The organism is Cellulosimicrobium sp. TH-20, assembly GCF_002105775.1.
Lineage (GTDB): Bacteria > Actinomycetota > Actinomycetes > Actinomycetales > Cellulomonadaceae > Cellulosimicrobium > Cellulosimicrobium funkei.
The window spans coordinates 694100-714598 of the sequence record NZ_CP020857.1 but is presented as its reverse complement, the minus strand read 5'-3'; the positions used below and the strand labels follow the sequence as shown (position 1 = coordinate 714598).

At 67.3% G+C, this 20499-nt stretch carries 20 protein-coding genes; 7 read left to right on the top strand and 13 right to left on the bottom strand.

Translation table 11 applies throughout. The features are described 5' to 3' along the window. Nucleotides 1–297: 297 nt before the first annotated feature. Both B8281_RS19090 and B8281_RS03190 read right to left on the bottom strand, forming a co-directional pair. Nucleotides 298–1698, bottom strand: coding sequence for an ATP-binding protein (locus B8281_RS19090; protein WP_157446543.1), 1401 nt, complete (start codon nucleotides 1696–1698; stop codon nucleotides 298–300). Nucleotides 1699–1819: 121 nt separating this feature from the next. Then, nucleotides 1820–2596, bottom strand: a complete 777-nt coding sequence (locus B8281_RS03190) for a hypothetical protein (protein WP_085386890.1) — start codon at nucleotides 2594–2596, stop codon at nucleotides 1820–1822. 291 nt (nucleotides 2597–2887) lie between these two features. On the opposite strand from B8281_RS03190, the gene B8281_RS03185 reads away from it, so the two are divergent. After that, complete coding sequence (locus tag B8281_RS03185) at nucleotides 2888–4255, top strand: hypothetical protein (protein ID WP_157446542.1); 1368 nt, start codon at nucleotides 2888–2890, stop codon at nucleotides 4253–4255. A gap of 21 nt (nucleotides 4256–4276) precedes the next feature. Here B8281_RS03185 and B8281_RS03180 read toward each other — a convergent pair whose 3' ends face one another. Both B8281_RS03180 and B8281_RS03175 read right to left on the bottom strand, forming a co-directional pair. Continuing rightward, complete coding sequence (locus tag B8281_RS03180) at nucleotides 4277–4669, bottom strand: hypothetical protein (RefSeq protein WP_157446541.1); 393 nt, start codon at nucleotides 4667–4669, stop codon at nucleotides 4277–4279. Nucleotides 4670–5127: 458 nt separating this feature from the next. Then, nucleotides 5128–8703, bottom strand: coding sequence for a P-loop NTPase fold protein (locus tag B8281_RS03175; protein ID WP_085386887.1), 3576 nt, complete (start codon nucleotides 8701–8703; stop codon nucleotides 5128–5130). A 222-nt stretch (nucleotides 8704–8925) separates the two neighbouring features. Here B8281_RS03175 and B8281_RS03170 point away from each other — a divergent pair, with 222 nt between their 5' ends. After that, nucleotides 8926–9990 carry a YhcG family protein gene (locus tag B8281_RS03170; protein WP_085386886.1) on the top strand — a complete coding sequence of 355 codons (1065 nt, stop codon included), beginning with the start codon at nucleotides 8926–8928 and terminating at the stop codon, nucleotides 9988–9990. Between the two features lie 290 nt (nucleotides 9991–10280). On the opposite strand, the gene B8281_RS03165 is transcribed toward B8281_RS03170, so the two are convergent. From B8281_RS03165 to B8281_RS03150, 4 genes are all read right to left on the bottom strand, one after another. Beyond that, entirely contained in the window at nucleotides 10281–11036 is a 756-nt protein-coding gene (locus B8281_RS03165) for a hypothetical protein (RefSeq protein ID WP_157446540.1), read from the bottom strand. A 70-nt stretch (nucleotides 11037–11106) separates the two neighbouring features. Then, nucleotides 11107–12075, bottom strand: a complete 969-nt coding sequence (locus B8281_RS03160) for a hypothetical protein (protein ID WP_085386884.1) — start codon at nucleotides 12073–12075, stop codon at nucleotides 11107–11109. Nucleotides 12076–12094: 19 nt separating this feature from the next. Further along, on the bottom strand, nucleotides 12095–12928 hold the full coding sequence (locus B8281_RS03155) for a hypothetical protein (RefSeq protein ID WP_085386883.1): 834 nt from the start codon (nucleotides 12926–12928) through the stop codon (nucleotides 12095–12097). 302 nt (nucleotides 12929–13230) lie between these two features. Further along, nucleotides 13231–13545 carry a hypothetical protein gene (locus B8281_RS03150; RefSeq protein WP_085386882.1) on the bottom strand — a complete coding sequence of 105 codons (315 nt, stop codon included), beginning with the start codon at nucleotides 13543–13545 and terminating at the stop codon, nucleotides 13231–13233. A 223-nt stretch (nucleotides 13546–13768) separates the two neighbouring features. On the opposite strand from B8281_RS03150, the gene B8281_RS03145 reads away from it, so the two are divergent. Together B8281_RS03145 and B8281_RS03140 are read left to right on the top strand one after the other, a co-directional pair. Beyond that, nucleotides 13769–14062: a hypothetical protein gene (locus B8281_RS03145; protein ID WP_232322656.1), complete on the top strand. Its 294-nt coding sequence runs from the start codon at nucleotides 13769–13771 to the stop codon at nucleotides 14060–14062. 79 nt (nucleotides 14063–14141) lie between these two features. Beyond that, on the top strand, nucleotides 14142–14813 hold the full coding sequence (locus B8281_RS03140; RefSeq protein WP_157446539.1) for a DUF6338 family protein: 672 nt from the start codon (nucleotides 14142–14144) through the stop codon (nucleotides 14811–14813). Nucleotides 14814–15394: 581 nt separating this feature from the next. On the opposite strand, the gene B8281_RS03135 is transcribed toward B8281_RS03140, so the two are convergent. Together B8281_RS03135 and B8281_RS03130 are read right to left on the bottom strand one after the other, a co-directional pair. After that, complete coding sequence (locus tag B8281_RS03135) at nucleotides 15395–16570, bottom strand: hypothetical protein (RefSeq protein ID WP_085386879.1); 1176 nt, start codon at nucleotides 16568–16570, stop codon at nucleotides 15395–15397. Further along, entirely contained in the window at nucleotides 16567–17148 is a 582-nt protein-coding gene (locus tag B8281_RS03130; protein WP_085386878.1) for a recombinase family protein, read from the bottom strand. Before B8281_RS03130 ends, B8281_RS03135 begins: the two co-directional genes overlap by 4 nt. Nucleotides 17149–17363: 215 nt before the next feature. On the opposite strand from B8281_RS03130, the gene B8281_RS03125 reads away from it, so the two are divergent. Further along, a complete protein-coding gene (locus B8281_RS03125; RefSeq protein WP_024841847.1) occupies nucleotides 17364–17894 on the top strand; it encodes a hypothetical protein in 531 nt (176 codons plus the stop codon). Nucleotides 17895–17909: 15 nt separating this feature from the next. On the opposite strand, the gene B8281_RS03120 is transcribed toward B8281_RS03125, so the two are convergent. Genes B8281_RS03120 through B8281_RS03110 form a run of 3 tightly spaced genes read right to left on the bottom strand, consistent with a single transcriptional unit; the run spans nucleotide 17910 to nucleotide 19236 of the window. Further along, nucleotides 17910–18221: a hypothetical protein gene (locus B8281_RS03120; protein WP_024841848.1), complete on the bottom strand. Its 312-nt coding sequence runs from the start codon at nucleotides 18219–18221 to the stop codon at nucleotides 17910–17912. A 38-nt stretch (nucleotides 18222–18259) separates the two neighbouring features. Beyond that, a complete protein-coding gene (locus B8281_RS03115) occupies nucleotides 18260–18871 on the bottom strand; it encodes a cadmium resistance transporter (protein ID WP_024841849.1) in 612 nt (203 codons plus the stop codon). Further along, nucleotides 18865–19236 carry a helix-turn-helix transcriptional regulator gene (locus tag B8281_RS03110; RefSeq protein ID WP_024841850.1) on the bottom strand — a complete coding sequence of 124 codons (372 nt, stop codon included), beginning with the start codon at nucleotides 19234–19236 and terminating at the stop codon, nucleotides 18865–18867. Before B8281_RS03110 ends, B8281_RS03115 begins: the two co-directional genes overlap by 7 nt. Before the next feature lie 304 nt (nucleotides 19237–19540). On the opposite strand from B8281_RS03110, the gene B8281_RS03105 reads away from it, so the two are divergent. Beyond that, nucleotides 19541–20101 (top strand): hypothetical protein, encoded by a 561-nt coding sequence (locus B8281_RS03105; protein ID WP_085386877.1) that lies wholly within the window; start codon nucleotides 19541–19543, stop codon nucleotides 20099–20101. After that, entirely contained in the window at nucleotides 20098–20445 is a 348-nt protein-coding gene (locus tag B8281_RS03100) for a transcriptional regulator (RefSeq protein WP_085386876.1), read from the top strand. The genes B8281_RS03105 and B8281_RS03100 overlap by 4 nt, the downstream gene beginning before the upstream one ends. Nucleotides 20446–20499: the final 54 nt, after the last annotated feature.

Below are 20499 nucleotides of genomic sequence, written 5' to 3'. Positions count from 1 at the left end.
CCCGGAGGAGGGAACCCGCGCGATCTCCCAAGAGTCGGCTGAGCGCCTGGCGCACGAGTGCACCAACGTCGTTAGCTTCCGCCGCTACTGGACGCCGGCGGGTGACCGGCCGCGGGTCACGGAGTCGGATCGAGTCCGACACGGTGGCGGACTGATCGAGCGCCGGGCTGCGGAGGTTCCCGGACTGCGGGCGCGAGCTTTCCTGTTCCACCGCGGAGGGGGCGGCGCAGCGGCCGGAACCCTGAATCGCGCGGCACCGAACGGTAGACGCGGCGTAGGTGAGGCGGGCCCCCGAGATCAGCTCCCGCCCTGCTGCCGCGGGTCTGGATTGGGCTCTTCGCCCAGGCCAGCGAGGGCATTGGCTGCCTTCTGCTTCTCGGAAGGCGTGGGATCGACCTCGGTCCAGAAGGTATCGACAGCATTGATGTCGAACAGCATGCGCGCATGCGTATGCATGAGGGGCGTTGAGAACCTGTATTGCCCCCCGAGCGTCTTCCGAATGACCGCGCCTCGGTCATCCCCCTGAAGGCGCACAAGGTATGTCGTGAGATTACCTGATGGGTAGTCCGGCTCGGTCTCTCGGATCTTCAGATAAAGCTCGTTGTGCGTCGCGCCAGATTCCCCGAAACTAGCCAGGGCGCTGAGGATCAGCGCGTAGTTGTCGAACTTGCGCTTTCGCTGGACGACCGCCAGCGCCTTCTCGAACGCCTCGCGCACCTGGGGGGCGCGGGTCCGTCCGTAGGAGCGCTTAGCTGCTTCCAGAGCCGCCGGGGTTACCTGGACGCTTTCGGCCGCGGGCTCTTCGATGCCGAGTTCCTGGCACGACATGAAAGCTAGGGCGTGGGTGACGCTGGCGAGACCGACGGAGTGTCGGATGATCTCGGTACGGACCTTGGAGAAGTCCACGTTCAGGAGCTCGGAGCCAGTGTCGAGGATTGCGCCCAGCTCCTCGGGCGTCAGCGGGGGGACTTCGATGGAAACGAGCCTCCCGGGGAGGTTCGCCGGGCTTCCCCAGACTTCGGCAGGGGTGTTTGCCGCGCCGAGTACGACGATGGTCGTCTTCGGAAACTCCTGGCTCATGTCCGAGAACACCTTTAGAGCGTGGGCCAGGCTCTCCTTGGTTTTGTCGCTCACCTTGTGGAAGTCATCGATGATCCACGAGACGCCCGCCGCGCCGAGGCGGCGCGCGAGGTGCTCAGCGGTCCGCGGGGCTTCCACCACCGGGGAGTACGACTTCTCGTTGTTGACGGTCCAAGACGCATGCGACTCGGCCCCGGCCACTCCGGGGGCTCCGACCGAGCCTTTGGCCCCCACTGTTGCTTCGTCGGTCTGCCGCACGCCTGTCGTCGCGTTGGCCCCGATCTGGTGGAACGCCGAGGTCAGCACATCTTCGTATGAGGTGACGGCGTCACAGCTCGTCACGATGCGCCTCCGGCCGAGGTCTGCCATCACCCGGTGCGCGAGGGACGACTTGCCGGCGCCCGATTCTCCGTAGACCACGATCTGGGTGCCGGGCGTCTTGAGCGCTGTTCGGAGGTCTTGCTCCGGTCCTTCGCGCTTGACGTAGGCCTGGTTGGCGGGCCGGCTGGGAGTGAAGACCGTGTCGAGCCTGACCTGCGGAGAGGCAACACCAGGCGCCGGGCTCGGTTGCTTCTTCCAGCGTCGCCAGAAGGCAAGCACGCTCCAGTTAATCGCCATCTTGCCCCTCGTCGGTCCCGTCGGATCGGACCATCATCCCAGGTCTGCGGGCTGGTAGAGGTGCGTGCTCGTGAGATGCGAGTCCCGGGCTCCATGCGGGCGGTCCCGCGGTCCCGCGCGCTCATGCGCTATTGCTATCGGCCTTCACCCGCCATATATGGCCGGCCTGGAAGTACAGAACCAGGGTGATAGCGGCGAAGGTCGCCGGTTCCGCGTCGGCGCCGCTCACTCCGAGAGGAACCTCTGGGTCATCGGTCCCGTGACGGTCGAACTCGCTGCGCCACACCATTCCCATCAGGTGATGGAGCGTGTCGCGGGAGTCGTTGTGCTCGTCACCGTCGAGTCGGACGCGGAAGTTCGAGCGGCCCGTACGAAGGTTGCCCATCAGCTTCCCGAGAGTCGCGTCGTCGTCATCGGGAGCGAGCGTGCTCTTACCCGCTGCTTCGATCGCCTTCACCGCGTGCCAGTAGGCCCCGCTTGGATCCGGGTGGAGGCCGTAGAGCTTGGCCCAGGCCAGCCGCAGGTGTTCTCCAGCCCGCCGTCGTGGCCCTGAAGCAGCCAGATGCGCCGCAGAGTCGGCGGTCGGTGATACCTCCCGGCGGAGGCCGTAGCAGCCACGACCGTTCTCGTCCGTGTCGAGGACCGCGACGCGCCAGATGGATTGAGCGGCTTCAAAGTAACTGCTCGACATCCGGCGACGCTCAACCCCGCGAGTCATCTGGGTTCGCGTGGGGTAGAACAGTTCCAGCCAGTCCCGCAGCAACCGACGACCATGCTCGTTGAACGTCGTGCGCGGCTTGAGCCACTCATCGACGGGAGCCCACCCCTCCCGGACCGGCAGCGGGAGCATCCAATCTGCAACTTGCTGATCGTCGACGGTGTCGCCCTCGTCACTCATGCGAGGAAGGCCACGCGGCAGCAGGAAGGAGCGGCTCGACGCTGCGCTCCTTTCACCCGTTGCCAACGGCAGCGGGCATTGCCTGACCGGCGCGATCGTCGGCCTCGCCGCGAGACGCGAGCTCGTGCATCCCATGCAGCCCGCACGGACCGGGAGCGGTGGACCTATTGCGGATACGGTTGCTCGAGACGTCTGGTCTCGCCCGGAAGGCTCCGAAGTGGAACGCATCAGCCCGCGCCCTGCGCGCCGCTCGTCGACTACTGCTCCTGCCGACGCAGGGAGCAGCCAGGAATGAGTCCATCTGGTGGGATAAGAGACGAGCCCATCGAGGTTCTGGGCAAGTGGTGGCTACCTGAGACACCCGACCACAAGGTCAACGGTGTCCTGACCTTCACCGAGGAAGACGGAGCGCGCCTGCAACTCAATGACGCCCTGCGTCCTAACGCGGAGGTCGTCTGGGACGACACACAACCCGACGGCACCCGCGTCGGGCACGTGACCAGTCAGTCGCTCCAGCACGCCGGTACGTACCCGCGCATCGTTGGCCGCGCCGACAATGAGTCCTACACGCTCGAGGACTGCTTCCGAACCCGATTGCGCGGCTCCCTGGGACTCGGCGACGCCGCCGAGACAGTCCATGTCAACGCAGTTCTCCGTGGGATCGAGTTCGAGGCCGACGAGGCGTTCGAGTTCACCTCCGCCACCGTCTCCCTCACGCAGCTCACGGCCTGGAGCGGCATCAACGGCATCACCGTCGAGCACCACCGGGTCGCGCCAGGCGCCAACGATTCGCCCACACCGTTCGTTACCGTCACAGCGAGCACGGTGCCAACGCTGGAGGTTCCGTTCGACGGTGGGTCTGTGAGACTTCTGCATCGGATGTCGGCAAGTCCACAGATCCCCAACGTCATGACGATCACCCAACAGGCCCGCGTTCAGGTGAGTTTCGATGGTGAGGAGCTGCGGCCGCTACCGGATTTCGTCGCGCGGGTGAACGACGTGCAGGACCTCGTCACGATTGCGACGGGTACGACCGCCGCGAAGCACCACTTCCAGCTGACCCATCCTGACACCGGCGGCCCGCCCGCCGACTACTTCGTCCGGTGGAACAACCGAGCCACCACAGACACGTACCTTCACTCCACCGAGATGCTCTTCACCCTCGCCGATCTTGGGACGGACGGCCTCGCGGCATGGCTCAAGACCGCCACGACCTTCCAGTCCGAACTGCGACGCATCACCGCCACCAAGTACCAACCGTCGATGTTCCTCGAGGACAGGGCAACCAATCTCATGGCCGCGCTCGACTCACTCACGCGCCATGGGAAGAAGAAGCCCGGCAACTTCGGTCCCCGCATCACCGCTGCAATTCACGAAGTGGGCGAACCGTTCCTCACGCTCATTGGTGGCGATGATGCCGGATGGACCGAGCACGCGAAGCAGCGGCGCAACGACCTCGCACACCACAACGTAGGAGTGCTCGAGACGTCGTCTAGCTCCGTGCAGCTCACCCGCGAGATGTACTGGCTCACCGTGCTGCTGCTGCTGCGTCGTGCCGGAGCACCCGCGGCGGTCTTCGACAAGATTGGCCGTTCGAGCGAGTTTACCTTTCTCGCCGAACAGCACGCGGCACAGCGAGCCGCCGCACCGCCGTCGTAGCCTCGAGCACCACGACGACGGCTACGCGCCGCAGGTTGGCTCGACCGGTGGTGGTGGGATCGTCTCGCCGGTGAACGTCAGCAGCAGGTAGATGACGAGGGCGACAGCGAGAATGACGGCCACGATTTTGCCCACGTGCCTTGGGCGCGCGATAAGAAGCCCGACGACGGTCGGTGCGACCAGCATCACGATCGACTCTGCATACCCCTGAGCCGCTGTGTGGCGGCACATGTCAGGGATAGGCCCCGACTCGCGACAGTTGCCGTTCTTGAAGTCGGTCGCGACGGCGAAGGTGATCACTATCGGGATGAACAGTGCGACGGTGCCGCCGAGGGCAACGATCGAGCCGAGCAGCGCACGCCACCACGGAACCCGCAGCGCTGTGGTCTGCAGAGCTTCTGCCAGTGAGCTCACCACCGGAGTGTTCCATCGCGCGACGCGCACCATGGGACGCCTCCCGAGGTTACGTGCATCAGATGCACGAAACCTGCGGTGATCTGCGGCAACACGGCAAGAGCCGGGAGATCCTTGCGACCGTCACGACGGAGCGACGGCAGTCCTGCCCTGCACAGACGCGGGCTTCGCCGCGAGGTGCGAGCTCTTGCGTCAGATGCAACTCGCACGCATCTCTCGCCGATAACCTCTGTTACGTCTGGTTTGTGATCCAACGCCGACTCGGGCCTCCGGGATCGCGTGAGCTCGTCGGGGCGGGGGAGTGCGACCTGCTCGTCGGGGGCAGGCCGGCGTAGGTGTAGTTGGCGACGATGAGGGGTGGGGCGCGCCGACGAGGGCGTAGCGGTCGGACGTGCGACGGTGGTCGTTGACGGTGAAGCGGACCTGGTGCTTGGACCAGCTGCGCTGCACTACTTCGCTCAGCCCTTCTTCCTCCGTCGGAGGACGGAGTCGACGGCGCGGGAGACGGCGCCCTTCTTCGTCGATAGCAGTCTCATGTCGTGCAGTTGTGCCATCTGCTTCTGCGAAAGTTTGTGGTTCGCCAGAGAGGTCTCGGCGTCGAACGCGGCACGGAGCTTCATCACGCGGCCGTGGGCGCTGTCGCCAAGCTGCAGTGCGACCTTGGCGGCGAGCGGTCCGTCACCACGTACGTTCGTGTGCAGCAGCGCCAGGGCGAGGTCCGCCAGGGCGCGGGCGGCCGCCGTGTCCGCGGGGCGTGCTGCCAATGCTCGCTCAACGAGCTTGGTGCGTTCGGCCTGTGCGGTTGACCTCGGTAGCAGCTCCATGATGGTCCTGAACGCGGTCGCGCTCACACCGTGTTGTCCGACGATGGTCAGGGAGTTCACGTCGGCGGAAGCCATGGCCTGCCATAGGGTCGTGCGATCCTCGGTCGTGAGTCGCTTGGCATAGGTGGCTAGCACGTCCGTCCTGGCACTTCGGATCTGCCGAATACGGATGTAGTCCGCAACGGGCGGTTGTAGCCCGACCCAGTCGGAGACGACTCCGTCCTTTGGATCGGCGAGCGGCACAACTTCGAGCATCACGTCGAGGGGCAACGCCGCTAGCTTCGCGACGCTCCGAGCGGCCAGCCGGATCCGCACGGAAGCGACGAGGTCTGCTGGCGTCGTCTCGCGCTCCTCAAAGGCGGCGTCAACACCAACAGCCGTTTCCTTGTCCAGTTGGTGCACACGTGCCAGCACATCCGCGACCGTCTCGGGCGCAAAGTACGACTCGAACGCGGCGACCAAGTCGCTCACAAGCGCCTCGCGTACCCGCTTGGCCTGACTGCCGTCGAACAGCTCCTGCGCGAGCGCATACAGGGCCGTTCGCTGCTCCTTCTCGTCGGCGTCCGCGGTCCACTCGATCTCTGCTGCCGCGTCGACGAAAGTGTCCACCGCCGCCTCGACACCAGCGTCGTCGGCGTACCCGAGCGCGGTCCTGGCCGCTGTCTCGATCGCCGACGCAACCGACCTGGAAGCCCCCGGCAAGTCGGCGATCAGCCGTACGGCGGCACGCTTCGCGAGGGATTCGTCGGCGGTGTCCGCCGTCGCGAAGCTCGCCCACCACGCGCAGTTCTCGAGGGGCGCTTGAGCCATTCCAACTAGCGCGTGCTCCGTGCGCTTGCGGGTGTCGGTGACGCGCTCAATCGCGGCGTCCTCTCGCTCGAGCACGGCGGCCTGAACAGAGGTGGCTTCGCACAACTGGCCTAGTATCAGCACTCCGGAAACGAGGGAGCCTGCGTCGTCGGAGCGCGCCATGACGGCGTCCATTAGATCGCGCCAGCGTCCTGCAGCATCCGGTTTGTCCGCTTCGTCCGCTGGAGCTGTCCGGCTCGTGGTCGCTGGTCGGGCGGCCGTGTCCTCCTCTGCCATCTCGGTCAGCAGCTTGTCTATCCGGTCACGGCTCAGAGTCCAGAGCTTCCACGCACGGTCCGGGGGCAGCGTCCGCAGTAGGTCGTGCATCGCCTCTGGGTGGTTCCGGTACGCCTGCAGGAGCAGGCGGCGCACGGTCTCGACCTGCTGCTCGTCTCCGGAGCCGAGGACCGGGCCAAGTCGCGTCAGTAGCCCCTTTTCGGCGAACTCGTCGGCGGAGTAGCGGGCGACTAGCTCGTCCACCAGGTCGGTCCGGCCAGTAACGACACCGAGCGTGAATGCTCCGGGGATCGCCCCCTCGCGTAGCGCTCCCTCCTTAGTCACAGCGCGTACGATCGGTTCGACCAGCTCGGCGACCTGCCCGAGGTCGTCGTGATCCAGGCCCTCCAGCAGACGGCACAGCGACTCCACGATCGTCGCGCGACCCGGGCCGAGTTCATCCTCGGCCTGCTGGGCGAGTAGGTGCGCTGCGGTGGTGAGTACCTCCACCGGCTGACCGTCGAGGGCCTCAAGAACCTCGTCTGGCGAGAGATCGGCTGCGATATCGATGACGTGCCCGACCTCAGGGTCGGTAATCCCGTGCTGGGAACCTGCGGACTGCATGTAGAACAGGTCGGGGCGCGGGTCGTCGATGCCCTGAGCGGCTGCCTTGGCGAGGTAGGACCGCAGTTGAGTGTTCAGTACGCGGTTAGCCACCCGTGCGCTCTCGTCGCTCTCTTGCTCCGAGTTGAGCATCGGGCCGGCGGGCTCCCCGCTGCCAGTGGGGGCGTACTCCTTCACCAGCTGCTGCAGCCGCTCCGCCCCTGCGGGGACAGGCGCTCCGCGCAGGTGAGTCAGGAGCATCGGAGCGGTCGCCAGGTCGGCGGCCAGTCGTGGGAACTCGACCTGGAGGACGGTGTACATCGCGATTTCGCTTGCACGCGGTAGCCAGTCAAGGCCACGGGACTGCGCGGTGCGGACGGTCGTCGCGTAGTGATTCAGAAGGACCTTTACGCGTCGTGGGCTTCGAACGTGGACGGGGACGAGGAGGTAGACGACCTCCAGAAAGAGCTTGTCGTCGGGCTGCGCGGCGCGCAGCTCAGCCCATATCCCTCCGTGCCCATCCACGAGGTCGCGAGCGAACTTGGTGAGCGTCTGTGGACGCAGCGGTGGCAGGGCGAGCTGGTGCTGGAAGATCTTGTCGAGGAACGCGCCGGGTGTGGAGTAGTACGGGTCGCTCTCGCGGATGGGGGTGGTCTGGGGGACTTCCTGCAGCGCCGACTCCAGCACCTCGCGGTCGGCTGCCACGACGAACACGCAGCCTGACACCTCGAGGAATGTCTTCAGGTCGACGAGGGTCGCGACGACGTCTTTCGGGCTACACCGGTCGAGTTCGTCGACGAACACGACCAGTTTCTTCTTTCCCTTGTCGGTCGCCTTGTCCACGAGCTTCTTGAACCGGGATGCGAACTGGTCGTCGGTTTGCGGAGCGGGCGTGGTGACCTTGACGACCGCTGAGTCCAGCATCCGGGGGCCGACGAGCAGGGCAATGAGCGCCAAGCTGAGCACGGAGCCGAGCCCGGTGACGGTGACGTCCATCGCTGTGCCAAAGCCTCGTTCGCGGCTGACTAGGAACGCGGCGAACGAGGTGGCGAAGAACCAGAGCGCGGCGATGACTGCTGCCACCAGCAGGCCGAGCAGCAGCGTCTTCCAGTTCGTGCGCAGGTAGCGCAAGAGTCTGACGTGGTTGGTTTCTTGGTCGACACGCAGGCCGGTGCCGAAGTCCTCGGCCTTGATGCCCAGGTCGTCCGCGAGCGACTCGATGAAGTTCAGTTTGAGCGCCCGACCGCCGTACTTCCACGCGTCGTACCGCACGACGCGGACGCCGCGGCTTCGTTGCTTGAGGGCGGCACGCAGGGAGGACAGGAAGGAGGACTTGCCTGAACCCCACGACCCAAATAGCGCGATGTTGACCGGCGCATCGGTGGCGAGAACCATGTCGGCGGCGACCTTCACGATCGCCGCGTGATCCAGCCGGTCATCGTTGGCACTGGTCAGCACGGTGTCGCTGACCATGTCGGCAGCCATCTCGTTCTTGTCGGTCTCGCGCCGGCTGCGGGCGCTGGCATCCGTCTGACGGGTCATCCTTGAACCACGACCATCGACACGTCCCCTCGAGCCTCGCTGTGGCGCGTCATCGTATCGGTCAGGTCCGACAGCCTCGCCCGTGTTGCGGGGCGGCGCCGCTCACGCTTCGGAATGGGCGTGGAGCCGTGCAGCGCGCGAGCTTGCGATCGGTGTCAGCTGGGCTGACGAGCAACGGTGTGAGGTCGCTCCTTCGTGGGATAGCTACGGCAGGATGTGCGGATGACGGCGTCTGGAAGCGAACTGGAGCCTGCGGGGTACGCCGAGCTCCTGGCGGAGCTGAAGGCGCGGGTGCGCGCGACGCAGTTCCGCGCAGCGCGTGCGGCGAACACCGAGGTGCTGCGTCCGTACTGGTCGGTCGGGCGCGACATCCTCGACCGACAGCGTGCGGCGGGCTGGGGGAGCAAGGTCGTGACGTCGTTGGCGGCGGACCTGCAGCGCGAGTTTCCCGACCAGCGCGGCTGGTCACGGTCGAACCTGCTCTACATGCGCCGAGCGGCGGAGGCGTGGCGGACCGAGGACGAGTTCGTCCAACAACCCGTTGGACGATTGCCGTGGGGGCACGTCACCGTCCTGCTCGATCGGCTCACGACCCGCGAGGAGCGTGACTGGTACGCCGCGCGTGCGGCCGAGTACGGCTGGTCTCGCGCGGTGCTCGAGCACCAGATCAAGGCCGACCTGCGGCGCGCCGTCGGTGCTGCGCCGACGAACTTCACCGAGGCGCTCGAGGCCCCGGACTCTGAGCTGGCGCAGCAGCTGGTCAAGGACCCGTACGTGTTCGAGCACCTGGCGATGGTCGAACGGGTGGCCGAGCGGGACGTCGAGCAGGCCTTGATGGACCGGCTGCAGGACACGATGCTCGAGCTCGGGCGGGGCATGGCGTTCGTCGGGCGCCAGGTGCGCCTGACCGTGCCGGACGACGCGAGCGACCGGGTGGACGAGTTCTACGTCGACCTGTTGTTCTTCCACGTCGAGCAGCTGCGCTACGTCGTGGTCGAGCTCAAGATCGGTCAGTTCGAGCCCGCGCACGTCGGCCAGCTCGGCACGTACGTCGCGATCGTCGACGATCAGTTCCGCCGGCCCGAGATCCACGCCTCGACGATCGGGATTCTGCTGTGCACGGGCAAGACTGGCCCGACGGTGCGGTACGCGCTGGCTGGTACCCGGGTGCCGATCGCCGTCGCGGACTACCAAGGTCTGCCCGAGGACGCCCGCGGCGTGCTGCCGTCCGCCGCCGAGCTCGAGGCCGTCATCGAGGATGAGCTCGACCACCGGGCCGAGGGCTGAGAAACGCCTTCTGACCAGCGCCGACGCTGCGCCGATAAGTCACCTTATGTCAGTGTATGCCTGTTTCGCCAAGAGGCGGATCGATGGGGCGTCCTGATCCTCGCTCCGGTGCGGGTCGTTCGTACCTCTCAGCAGTTGCCGCCGAGTGGAGGGACCTCATCGTCGAGGACGCGGCGTCATACGTTGAGAGCAGCACCACGGCTACTCGACCTTGCAGCACTTTGCGGCCGTGCGCATGGCTGTGCAGCGCCGAAGGCGGCTATTGAGCGCCAGTCCGCGCGATACGGGCGCTACGCGGAAACGAAGAACGCGTTCATCACCACGGTGGCGCGATCGGGGTCGACTCCTACGTCCATGAGCATCCGAGCCACGAGGGTGACTATCAGCGCCGTGGCGAGGCGATGTGTCTCGAGGTCGGGATCGGGAACGCGGGGCCGTGCCGTAGCGAGTAGGCCCTCACGTTCGGGGGCATGGGCGACGGCGACCACGCTCGTCGCATGGGTGTACTGGGTGTCCTCACGCCAGGCGTAGTAGAGACCGGCAGCCTGACCTTGCAGCGCCCGAACAGCGGCGAGGAACTGCTGCGCCTGTTGGTGGTGGGGCCCGTTCGTGTGCGCGTCGAGAATCATCGACTCCATGTCGCTGAGGTCGACTGGGCTGTCGTAGCCCATGTCGCTGAGGTGGCGCGCCGCCTTGCGCGTCTGTACGCGGTCCTCTTCGATCAGCGTCTCGACGACGCGAGCACGCTCGTCCGCTGGGATCGAGTGCAGCCACTGGATGCGGGTGGTGATCTCGATGAACGCGCGCCTGTTCGGGGCGGCGGCGTGGCTGAGCCCGGCCAAGGCAAGGTTCGCAATGACGCGGGACTGCTCGAACGCAGCTCGCATCCACCCGACGATCACCTGTGTCAGCCGCGCACAGGGGACGCTCGTCAGGTCCAGCGCGAGGATCTGCTCGGCTGAGGCCAGCGCGGCCCTCGCGTGGCGCGTCCCTGGGTCTTCGTTCGACACGGATCTGCGCTCGCTACGTGCTCGCTTGCCGCTCATGAGCCAGACCGTAGCGCCCTTGGATAGCCCAAGCGGGGTGAGACCAAGACCAGATGCCGCTACCGGGGCGTCACCGACGCGGTTTAGCGATCTCGTCCGGTCGCAGCCCGCGCTGGAAGGTACCGAAGGCGGTGGGTCGGGTCGAGCGATCGATCGACGCGATGGGCGACCCGCGCTCCATCAAGGCCTGCAGTCGGCGCGCGTGGCGCACGAGATACGGCGCACCGTCCAGGCCCAGGTAGAGGGTGACCGCTTTGGTGAAAGCGTCGCTGACGGGCATGAGGGGCGCGATGATGGCGCGGATCGCCTCGTCGGCATCGTTTGTGAGCCCATTGAGCAACCACGGCTTGCTGTGCGTCGCACCCGAGAGCAGCCCATAGAGCCACCGGTCCTCGGGCAGGTAGTCGTGCGCGAGCTGAGTGATGTTGTGGTTGATCGACGCCTTGCGTCCGTCGTACATGACCGCAGCCACCTCGTCCTGGATCACCCCATGCTTGTCGCGACGTCGGACCGACTCGATGCCGTGCCGAGCGTTGTACTCCACGAGCTCGTCTCGAGCGGCGTGCTTCGCCTCGAGCTCATCTTGGCCGCCAGAGAACAATCCGAGCTGGCGGATGGCTCCCTCGATCACGCCCGGCATCAGGGAGGCCGCTCGCGCGATCCGCGTCGACGAGTCGGCCTTGGCGTCCAAGAGCCAGCACGTGAGCAACACCGGCTCCAACAGCGCCCGCGCGTTCGTCCAGGCCGGGATCAGGAGGAGCTTCTGGTGCTTCAGCAATAGGAGCAGGACCTCGGCGTGGTCGTGCACCGAGAAGATCCATCTCTGAACCTGCTCCGAGGCGTACGCAAGGGCCCCCTGAGCGCCCTCGTTGCCTCCCGCAGCGGCCTGGTCGAGGCCCCACAAACTCTCCGGCCCGGGATCTCGGGCAGCCTGCACTGCGGCGGTAAAGAGGGTCGTGAAGTCACGTACCTCCTGGGCGAGGATCCGCTCGGCCAGCCGCGCCAGCTCTGGGCGCTGGTCGTCATCGGCGCCCGGCATCGCGCCTACCCCCTCGGCCTCACAGTCCAGTCGGGGCGCTCAACGACCGGCCCTCCCGGAAGGAAGCCCAGCGTGCTCGTCGACGCTCCACGTCATCCGCGCGCCAGGCTAGCTGCTGCGCGGACCCGAAGTGGGAGTTAGTCCACTCCCGTTCCTCGTGGATCACGGCTGCCACCGCGCGCGGGTAGTCCTGGTCGATCAGTCTGTGCAGCGCCTCCTCGTACGCGAAGAGGTCGAACACTTGCCCGTCGAAGATCAACAGGCCCGGCCATGGCGCGAACACGCGCAACGCCACAGTTCGCGGCGCGTCGCGCCCGTCCGGAAGCTGCGTCGGCCCCGTGGCCAAGTACCCCTGCTTGGCGATGAAGAAATCCGAGACCGATACAGCGCCCTGCTCTACGGCCCTATCTATCCGCTCGTCGAAGTGCTCGATAGGGTCCCTTATCGCGGAGATCTTCAGCAGCGGCGACTCCTCCTCCACGGAGAGCAGTCCGCGCAGTTTCGCACCGCGATCGGCGGAACGCTTCTCCGATTTCGTCCTAGACAGCGGCGCCCTTGGCCGCACCCCGGTCGGTCGCAGCATCCGGCTCAGGATGATCCCGGCGGTCATCGCGCCCTGCAGCTCAGCCCAGACCAAGGTGTCGTCACTCGGGCCAGCGTGCCGCTCCGTCAGCGCCCATGCCCGGTCGATGTGCAGCGCGGCGATCCGCGCCTGACGCTCACACTCCACGAGCTGCAAGCGTCGCGGCACGCGACGGTGGTCCCCCGCCTTGTTCTCTCCAAGGATCGAGAGCAGCGGCACCTCAATGTTCGCGGTCGGGATGTACTGCGCCTCTGGCAACTCGTACTCCATGAGCAATCCCTAGCAGCACGCGTGACTCGCCGCGAGGAGGACACAGGGTGATTTCCTTGCCTACCTCGTGGCTCCAATCGCGAGCGACCTAGATCACACGACCAGGCGCAGCGGCGCGCGTCGCTGCACCGCAGCAGGGCGGCCCTCGCCCTCGAGGCCATCGACGAGAAGCCCGCCCCGCGCGGGGAGCGTGATTGTCCATCGGTCCGTGGTGCCGCGGGCCGTGCGGGCGACGTCGAGCTCGCAGCGCCGGAGATAGCCGTCGCAGGCGTCAACGCCGCACCAGCGGTACGCGACGACGTCTAGGCGCAGCGCGGCCTGCTCCCACGCGCTGACGGCAACCAGCCCGGAACCGCGCTCGCGCGCGCGGGCGAGCAGCCGCCGGCGCTCTGAGGCCGTGGGCCGGGCGTCCGGCCCGTCATGCCGTCCAGAAGCGCCCCGACGACGCCGGCAGGATCGTCCCCGGCGCGAGGCACGAGCGCGACGCGCTCGAGCGCCACGCCGGCGTCCGCGGCCGCGAGCATCCCGAGGTGGGAAGCCCTCACCACGGCGAGCCAGTCCGAGGCGCCCTGCGACGTCGCGAGCAGCGCGAGCAGGAGCGACGTCGAGCCGGTCACGACGCTGGTCGCGCCGCGAGGCAGGCGCCCGTCGTCGAGGATCGCGCCGAGCGGCCGCGCAGCGTCGTCGAAGTCGACGACTCCGGCGTCGACGCGCGCACGCCCGTGAGTGGCTCGGCGTGACGCAGGGTCGCGCGAGCCACCCCGAGCGGGTCGAGTGCGGTCGCCGTCACCCGGCCAGGCTACGCCGTTGTTCGAACGGGTGTTCGAATACGATGGTGTCGTGGGTACTCGTCGACGTCCGCCTCCGGGCGGCTGGCCGTCCGGTATCGAGACGGTCCCGATGCGCGACCATGCCGAAGAAGCGCCCGAGCTCGCGCGTCGCGACGTGGCGATCGTGCGCCCGGCCGAGGGCATCCCGGTGCGCGCGTGGATCACGCAGCGCCAGAGCGGCGAGGCCCGCGTCGACGGCGAGGCCGTCGCGTGGGCAGGCCGCCAGGTCCACGTCCGCTACCTCTCCTACGAGGGGCGGGAGGGGTGGGCGTGGCTCTGGGCCGACGCCGTTGAACGGCGCTGACGTCACCGACCGAGGACGGCGATTGGGGCGCAGCTTGGGTCGGTGCTGAGTGTGGGTGGGGGCCTCTACGCTTCGGTCTGTGCTGCCTCAGACCTGGACTCAGATCACGGTCCTGTTGACGGCGGTACTCCCTGGGTTTGTGTACCAGGTGAGCCGGCGTCGAGTGGGCGGTCCCGATCCTGAGGCGAGAGACCTAGGCGAACGACTGTTACACGCGATCGCCGCCAGCGCGGTTTTCGCGAGTGTCTACGCGGTGGTCTTGGGCCCAGCCATCCTCGACCGTGTCCGCAGGCCGCAACTCGCGATCGACGAGATCCGCGAGTTGGGATGGATGTTCCTCCTGCTCGTCGTGGTAGTTCCATGGGCAGCAGCCCGAGTCAGGTTCTACGTGACGACAAGTCAGTGGTGGGGTCGCTTGCGGACTTGGGGCGTGGGTACCTTCAAGCTGAGAAGACAGTGGGATCCCACCCCTAGCGCGTGGGACTTTGCCTTCAACCGGGCGAGCGTCGGATGGGTGCGGGTCCAGACGCCACACGGCTGGGTAGGCGGTTGGTTCGGCGAAGACTCGTTCGCGAGCTCGTTCCCAGACCCTCAGGAACTCTTCATCGAGGTCGGGTACATCATGGAGGAGGACGGTACGTTCTCCTCAGAGATCAGTGCTCCAGGAGGGGTGCTCGTCAACTGTCGCGAGGTACGTCGCGTCGACTTCATCCCCGCAGAATCGGAGCCGGAAGAGCAGGAGGGACCATGAGCGAACGCAAGAAGGACGCGACGGTCCGGTGGGTCGCGCCATCCAAGGGCGGTTACTCCGGCACGGTCAAGAGCGGCAAGTTAGTCACGCGACCGTCTACTCCTCCAAAGATCCCTGCAACGAGAAGCAAGAGCGAGGGCAACAAAGGATGAGCAGCGACACCCTCTACGGCGTGCCCGGAAAAGTCCCCAGGGACGACGACTCGACGCTGAAGGCCGGCTTCCGGCCGTCGTCACTTGCCCAGCCCGTTCGTCGACCCGCCACACCTCCCAAGACCCCTGCCGTTCCGGCGGCGGACACAAGCAAGAAGGAGAAGCCCCGTGCCTGAGCGGCCGAGCACTACCGGGAAGGGCGCGCTCGAGGAGAAGGGCTGGCGGCCTGTCGCGACGACACAGACGCCGCAGCGGCCTCCCAAGCCGCCCACGACACCTGCTACTCCCCAGAGTGGGGCGGCCAGGCCCAGCTGACGGGATCGCTGACAACGCTTGCTGCCCCAGCGGGAACGTCGCATGTGCCTCGATCGACCTCTGTGCCCAGGCGGTCATCCCCTCCACGTTGCACGCGACACCGCCCTTCACGATCTACCTCGGGAACGCCTCACCCGGGGGCCATGGCTCGGGGAGCTGGAAGAGTTCATGGTGGCGGACTGCGGCGAGCGTGCGCTCGACGTGACTGTCGTGCAACCCGACGACGTCCCATGCCTCCAGCGCGGCGACCTCGCGGCTCGCTCGTGGGTTGGCCCAGTAGGTCGGTGTCTGCTGCGTGACAGCGCAGTGGTGAAGGTTGTTCACGATCAAGACCCCGGACACGTGCTGGTGCGCCCACTGACCGTTGCCAGCATGGAAGTACCCGCCAGGTCCCCTGGTGACCCCGAGGAACTGGCGGCCCTCGCGATCGAGCACCCATTGCTCAGGGCCGTAGAGCGCGTTCATGACGCCGAAGTCGTCGCTCGAGAAGAACGTGGTGCCGATCGCGACGACGAGGCCGTGTTCCGGCGTGCCGTACGCGTTGCCCTTGTCGGACAGTGCGTCCTTGAGCACGCCGGCATCGTCGGCCCACTCCGCATGACTTCCCCCGTAGACCGCGAGGGGACGCAGCCCGGTTCCGCTCCCCTGCGCGGCAGGGCTCTTGGGCAGGGCGCGGAACCTGATCTGCCAACCTTCCCGCTCCCAGTGGTAGGTCGGCGGATCCTCGTGGGAGGTCTCGCAGTCCGGGTCGAGGCTTGCGAGCCAGCCCTCGAGCTGTGCCCGTAGACCCTTGGTGGCGAGTGGTCGGCCGCCCTCTGCTTCGACATCGATCCAGAGCCAGAAGTTCGGGCTGTCGACCTTGTTGAGCGCGTCGTAGACGTCACCGACTCGCCCGGCACTCGCTCGCTTGTTCGTGGCCGTGCTTGGCGACCGCGCCTCGAGGTAGAACGTCGAGCTCGTGGAGTGGGCGAGGAAGTCTGGCCGTCGACGGACACCCGGCACCTCGGGGTGAAACTCCACGTCGAAGCCCGACTGAATCAGGGACTCGTGCAGGTAGAGCTCGAGGAACGCCGCCTGGAAAGTGTGGTCCTCTGCACGCCGGAGGCGGCCCATCAGATCGCGCCGCTCGGGTGGCGGCACGTGTCCTAGCCAGTCGTCGAGGAGGTCGCGAACCGCCTGCCAGTAGTCCCCGGCGACGCGCTCGAGGAACTGCGCTGAGGACTCCCGGTGTGAGGCCGGCGAGGCATCGTGACGCGGCCCAGGGCCGAAGAGGGAACCGGAATCGCTCATGAGGCACCCCCTGCAGTGATCGTGGCGAGGTGGCGGTACAGGGTGTCTCGGGAGACACCGAGTGCGCGCGCGACGGCCGCGCGTGACTGGCCGCCGGCCAGCGCTACGCGCGCAGCCGAGACACGGTCCGGCGTCATGACGCTCGGGCGGCCGCCGACCCTGCCCCGGGCGCGCGCGGCCGCGAGGCCGTCGAGGGTGCGTTCACGGGCGAGGTCGGCTTCCATCTGCGCGACGGCGGCGAGCACGTGCACCATGAGCCGCCCGGTCGCGCTCGAGGTGTCGATCGTCTCCGTCAACGACCGGAGCCTGACGCCACGCTCGTCGAGGTCGCGCACCAGCCGCGCGACGTGCGCGGCCGACCTACCGAGGCGGTCGAGCTTCGTCACGACGAGCGTGTCCCCCTCGCGCAGCCCGGCCAGGAGCCGGCCGAGCTCGGGGCGGTCCTCGCGGGTGCCTGATGCCTTCTCCACGACGACGTCGCGCTCGTCGACGCCGCCGGCGCCCATGAGCGCGTCGACCTGGGCATCGAGGTTCTGCGCGGTCGTGGAGACCCGGGCGTAGCCGTAGGTGTGCGTCATGCGGTGACCGTAGCGAAAACCCCGGGGCCGTGTTCTGCGACACTAGGGGTTTTCGGACACTAGTTATGCGACATGTTCCTTTCGGCGTGTCGCGACGGACATCCAGGCGTACGGAAAACGGTCGGTTCTGCGGCGTCGGACAACCTTGTGGGAAGTGACCAAAGACGTGGCGAGGGTGAGACGCTGAGGCGACCGGGGGCGCTCGGACGCCGGAGGTGACCGTGATCGACATTCCAGGGCTACCGGAGCCGGACGCGGGCCCGGTGTTCGATCTTGCGCTGCTGGTGCACGTCGCCGCGGGGGTGACGTCGGTCCTTGCGGGGTTGGTCGCGATGCTCGCGCGCAAGGGCGGGCGGTGGCACGTCGCGGCAGGGCGAGTCTTCCTCGGCGGGATCGTCGCCCTCTTCGGGTCGATGGTCGTCATGGTGGTGATCCGCTGGCCCGCCACGGTCCATCTGGCCGTGCTCGGAGGTGTCGCCCTGGCCGCCGTGCTGCTTGGCTGGCGCAACCGGCGCCGTGGCGGCAGCGACGGTGCGCACATCGCGTGGATGGGTCTGGCGTACATCGCGATGCTGACGGCGTTCTACGTCGACAACGGACCACACCTGCCGGTGTGGGAACGGCTGCCCGCCTGGTCGTTCTGGTTCCTGCCCGCCGCGATCGGGACACCGCTCACGATCTGGGCGATGCGACGACACCGCCCACACCACCCGACAGCCTCGCGCGAACCCGCACCGACACCGTAGGTCGGTCGAGCTCAGTCAGCGCGCGGCCCGGGCCGCGACAGCCGCGGCAAGCGCCTCGTCGTCAGGAACACCGCGCAAACCTGCGCTCGTGGGATAGACGCGGCACGCCACACCAGGACGAGCCCCGGGCACGGGGAACACGTCCTGCCCGTCGACGTGGAACGACGGCGACCCGTGGAAGCCATACCTCTGGGCCTGGTCGTCGTCCGCGATGACCACGGTCGCGATCGGCACGTTCACCCCGACCCGGTCCAGGACCCGGCGCAGCACGTCCCGGGCGGGTGCCTCATTCGGACACGCGTCGACGACCAGGAGCTCAACCTTCACCGGTCCATCATCTCTCGCCGGCGCCGTTGCTGCCGCGCTCACAGCAGCGAGGCGATGTGGGCCAGGGTGCCGGACTCGATGAGGATGAACACGCCGAGGCCGATGAACACCACCGGCACGAGCCAGTGCTCGACCTTCTCCAGCCCTTCGGTCACCTTCTCGTTCGTGCCGATCGCGCGCGCGAGCAGGCACCACAGCGCGAGCAGGACGAGGAACACCGCGATCGTGACCAGGGCGTCGGTGGTGGAGATGGTGCGGAACACCGGGGTGTAGATCGCGATGTTGTCCCCGCCGTTGGCGATCGTGATGCCCGCGACGCCGAGCAGCCCGACGGCCTTGAGCGCGGACTCGGCCTCGTCGTCGTCGTCCTTGCCGCGCAGCGTGCGCACCAGGGCCAGCACACCGATCGCGAGCGGGATCAGACCGAGCAGGCCCACCCACTCGTCCGGCACGATCGTCAGGCCGAGCGCAGCCAGGAAGCTCACCGCGATCAAGGTGACCAGGCCCAGGTACTGCCCTGCCACGATCTGCCACCCGCGCAGCCGCGACGTCCCACGCGCGGCGACCGCGAACAGGACCGTCAGGACCACGATGTCGTCGAGGTTGGTCGCGACGAACAACCCGACCGCGGCCGCGATCGTGCTCAGCACGCCGACACCTGCCCGTCCACGCCGTACGTCGGGCACAGCGCGACCGCGCTGCCCGTTGCCGCGAGCAGCGTCTCCGCGGCCGCGAGCATGTCCAGCAGCTCCGGGCGGGCCAGCGAGTAGAACACCCGCCGGCCCTCCATGCGCCCGGCCACCAGGCCGCAGTCCTTCAAGCACGCCACGTGCGAGGACACCGTCGACTGCGCCAGCCCCAGATCAGCCGTCAGTTCCGCGACGCGCGCCTCCCCGACCGCGAGCCGGCGCACGATCGCCAATCGCGCCGGGTCACCCAACGACCGAAACAACGCGACCGCTGGCTCAACATCGGCCGTGGTCGCGGCGCACACCTCAGGTTCTATGATCGACACAGGACGATAATAACCGGTCGCTGACGATCAACGCCGGGTTGCCGCAGCACGCCGTCAGCGCGGCTCGCGAGCACGCCGCGTCCCTGTGCGCCCCTACGGAGCGGCCGTGCGCAGAACCCACCGTTTGCCGTACGTCGCAGAACCCTCTTCTCGGACGCCCGACAAACGGTCGGTTTAGCAGCGTCGGACAATCTCGGTCGATTGCAATAGCCAGGTCGAGCGGAGGTCATGCCACGGCCCACCACTCGGGGGCCAGAGCCTGCGGTTCGTTGACGAAAGTTACTCTGTACGGCAGAGTCTGGCCATGAGCACCGCATCGGAGTACGTGGCAGCGATTCAGGCGCAGCAGCGAGCGGTCCGGCACGCGACGTCGTTGCCGTTGGCCGTCAACGGTCTCGCCATGCTGTTCCTGACGTATGCCGAAGCGACCTTGCGCTGGTTCCTCCTCCCTCAAGCGTTAGTGCCAGCGCTCACCTACGCGCTGCTCTTCGTCTCCATGTTGATTCAGCGGCGCGTGACGGGCGTCGGGGCAGGCAATGACCGTTATGGCCTCATCGCCCTTGCTCTTCTGGCGTTGCTCTTCGTGCCGTTCGGCCTGGTCGCTGTGTTCTTCGTCGGCCCGGTGTTCTTCCTCGGTCTCGGGCTCGTCGTCCTCGGGTGGCGAGGGCGCGACGCGTGGCTCTGGGGGCCCGGACTGTTTCTGATGGCACTGGGCCCGCTCGTCTCACTCGGCACGCTCAGCAACCATGCGTCGTTCTTGGGCGGTGGCGTCGGTGGGATGGTGATCGGCACTCTCGGGGTCCTCGCGCTGGCGATCGTGGCGTTCGTGCGTGAACGGCGAGCCTCTGGGGCAGTCTCGGCATGAGCGGCAGTCCGGAGCAGCATCCGCTCTCGCAGCTCGACGAGACGGTCCACCAACGCGCACGGCTGGGGATTCTGGCGATCCTCGCCGAAACGCGAGATGCAGACTTCGCCTACCTCAAGCGCGCGCTCCAACTCACTGATGGCAACCTCGGACGACACCTCGAGGTGTTGGTGAACAGCGGCTATGTCACCCTCCGCAAGGGAAGCGACGGTCGGCGCTCTCGCACCTGGGCTCGAATCACCAAGGAGGGCCAACAAGCGCTGGTCCTTGAGGTGGAGCTCCTACGAGGGCTGCTCGCTGCCGTGCCGCCCCTCGCGACTCAACCCGACAAGCGCGACTCGTGATCGGTGCGCTATGGCTGATCGCCCTAGGCTGTGTTGCTAAAGCGGCTCTGATCG

Bases quoted from the DNA above. Each gene is read 5' to 3' on its own strand.
- B8281_RS03190 (WP_085386890.1), bottom strand. From the start codon at position 2,596: ATGAGTGACGAGGGCGACACCGTCGACGATCAGCAAGTTGCAGATTGG.
- B8281_RS03165 (WP_157446540.1), bottom strand. From the start codon at position 11,036: ATGAGCGGCAAGCGAGCACGTAGCGAGCGCAGATCCGTGTCGAACGAA.
- B8281_RS03155 (WP_085386883.1), bottom strand. From the start codon at position 12,928: ATGGAGTACGAGTTGCCAGAGGCGCAGTACATCCCGACCGCGAACATT.
- B8281_RS03130 (WP_085386878.1), bottom strand. From the start codon at position 17,148: ATGACGCACACCTACGGCTACGCCCGGGTCTCCACGACCGCGCAGAAC.
- B8281_RS03100 (WP_085386876.1), top strand. From the start codon at position 20,098: ATGAGCGGCAGTCCGGAGCAGCATCCGCTCTCGCAGCTCGACGAGACG.
- B8281_RS19090 (WP_157446543.1), bottom strand. From the start codon at position 1,698: ATGGCGATTAACTGGAGCGTGCTTGCCTTCTGGCGACGCTGGAAGAAG.
- B8281_RS03105 (WP_085386877.1), top strand. From the start codon at position 19,541: ATGAGCACCGCATCGGAGTACGTGGCAGCGATTCAGGCGCAGCAGCGA.
- B8281_RS03185 (WP_157446542.1), top strand. From the start codon at position 2,888: ATGAGTCCATCTGGTGGGATAAGAGACGAGCCCATCGAGGTTCTGGGC.
- B8281_RS03135 (WP_085386879.1), bottom strand. From the start codon at position 16,570: ATGAGCGATTCCGGTTCCCTCTTCGGCCCTGGGCCGCGTCACGATGCC.
- B8281_RS03175 (WP_085386887.1), bottom strand. From the start codon at position 8,703: ATGACCCGTCAGACGGATGCCAGCGCCCGCAGCCGGCGCGAGACCGAC.
- B8281_RS03160 (WP_085386884.1), bottom strand. From the start codon at position 12,075: ATGCCGGGCGCCGATGACGACCAGCGCCCAGAGCTGGCGCGGCTGGCC.
- B8281_RS03170 (WP_085386886.1), top strand. From the start codon at position 8,926: ATGACGGCGTCTGGAAGCGAACTGGAGCCTGCGGGGTACGCCGAGCTC.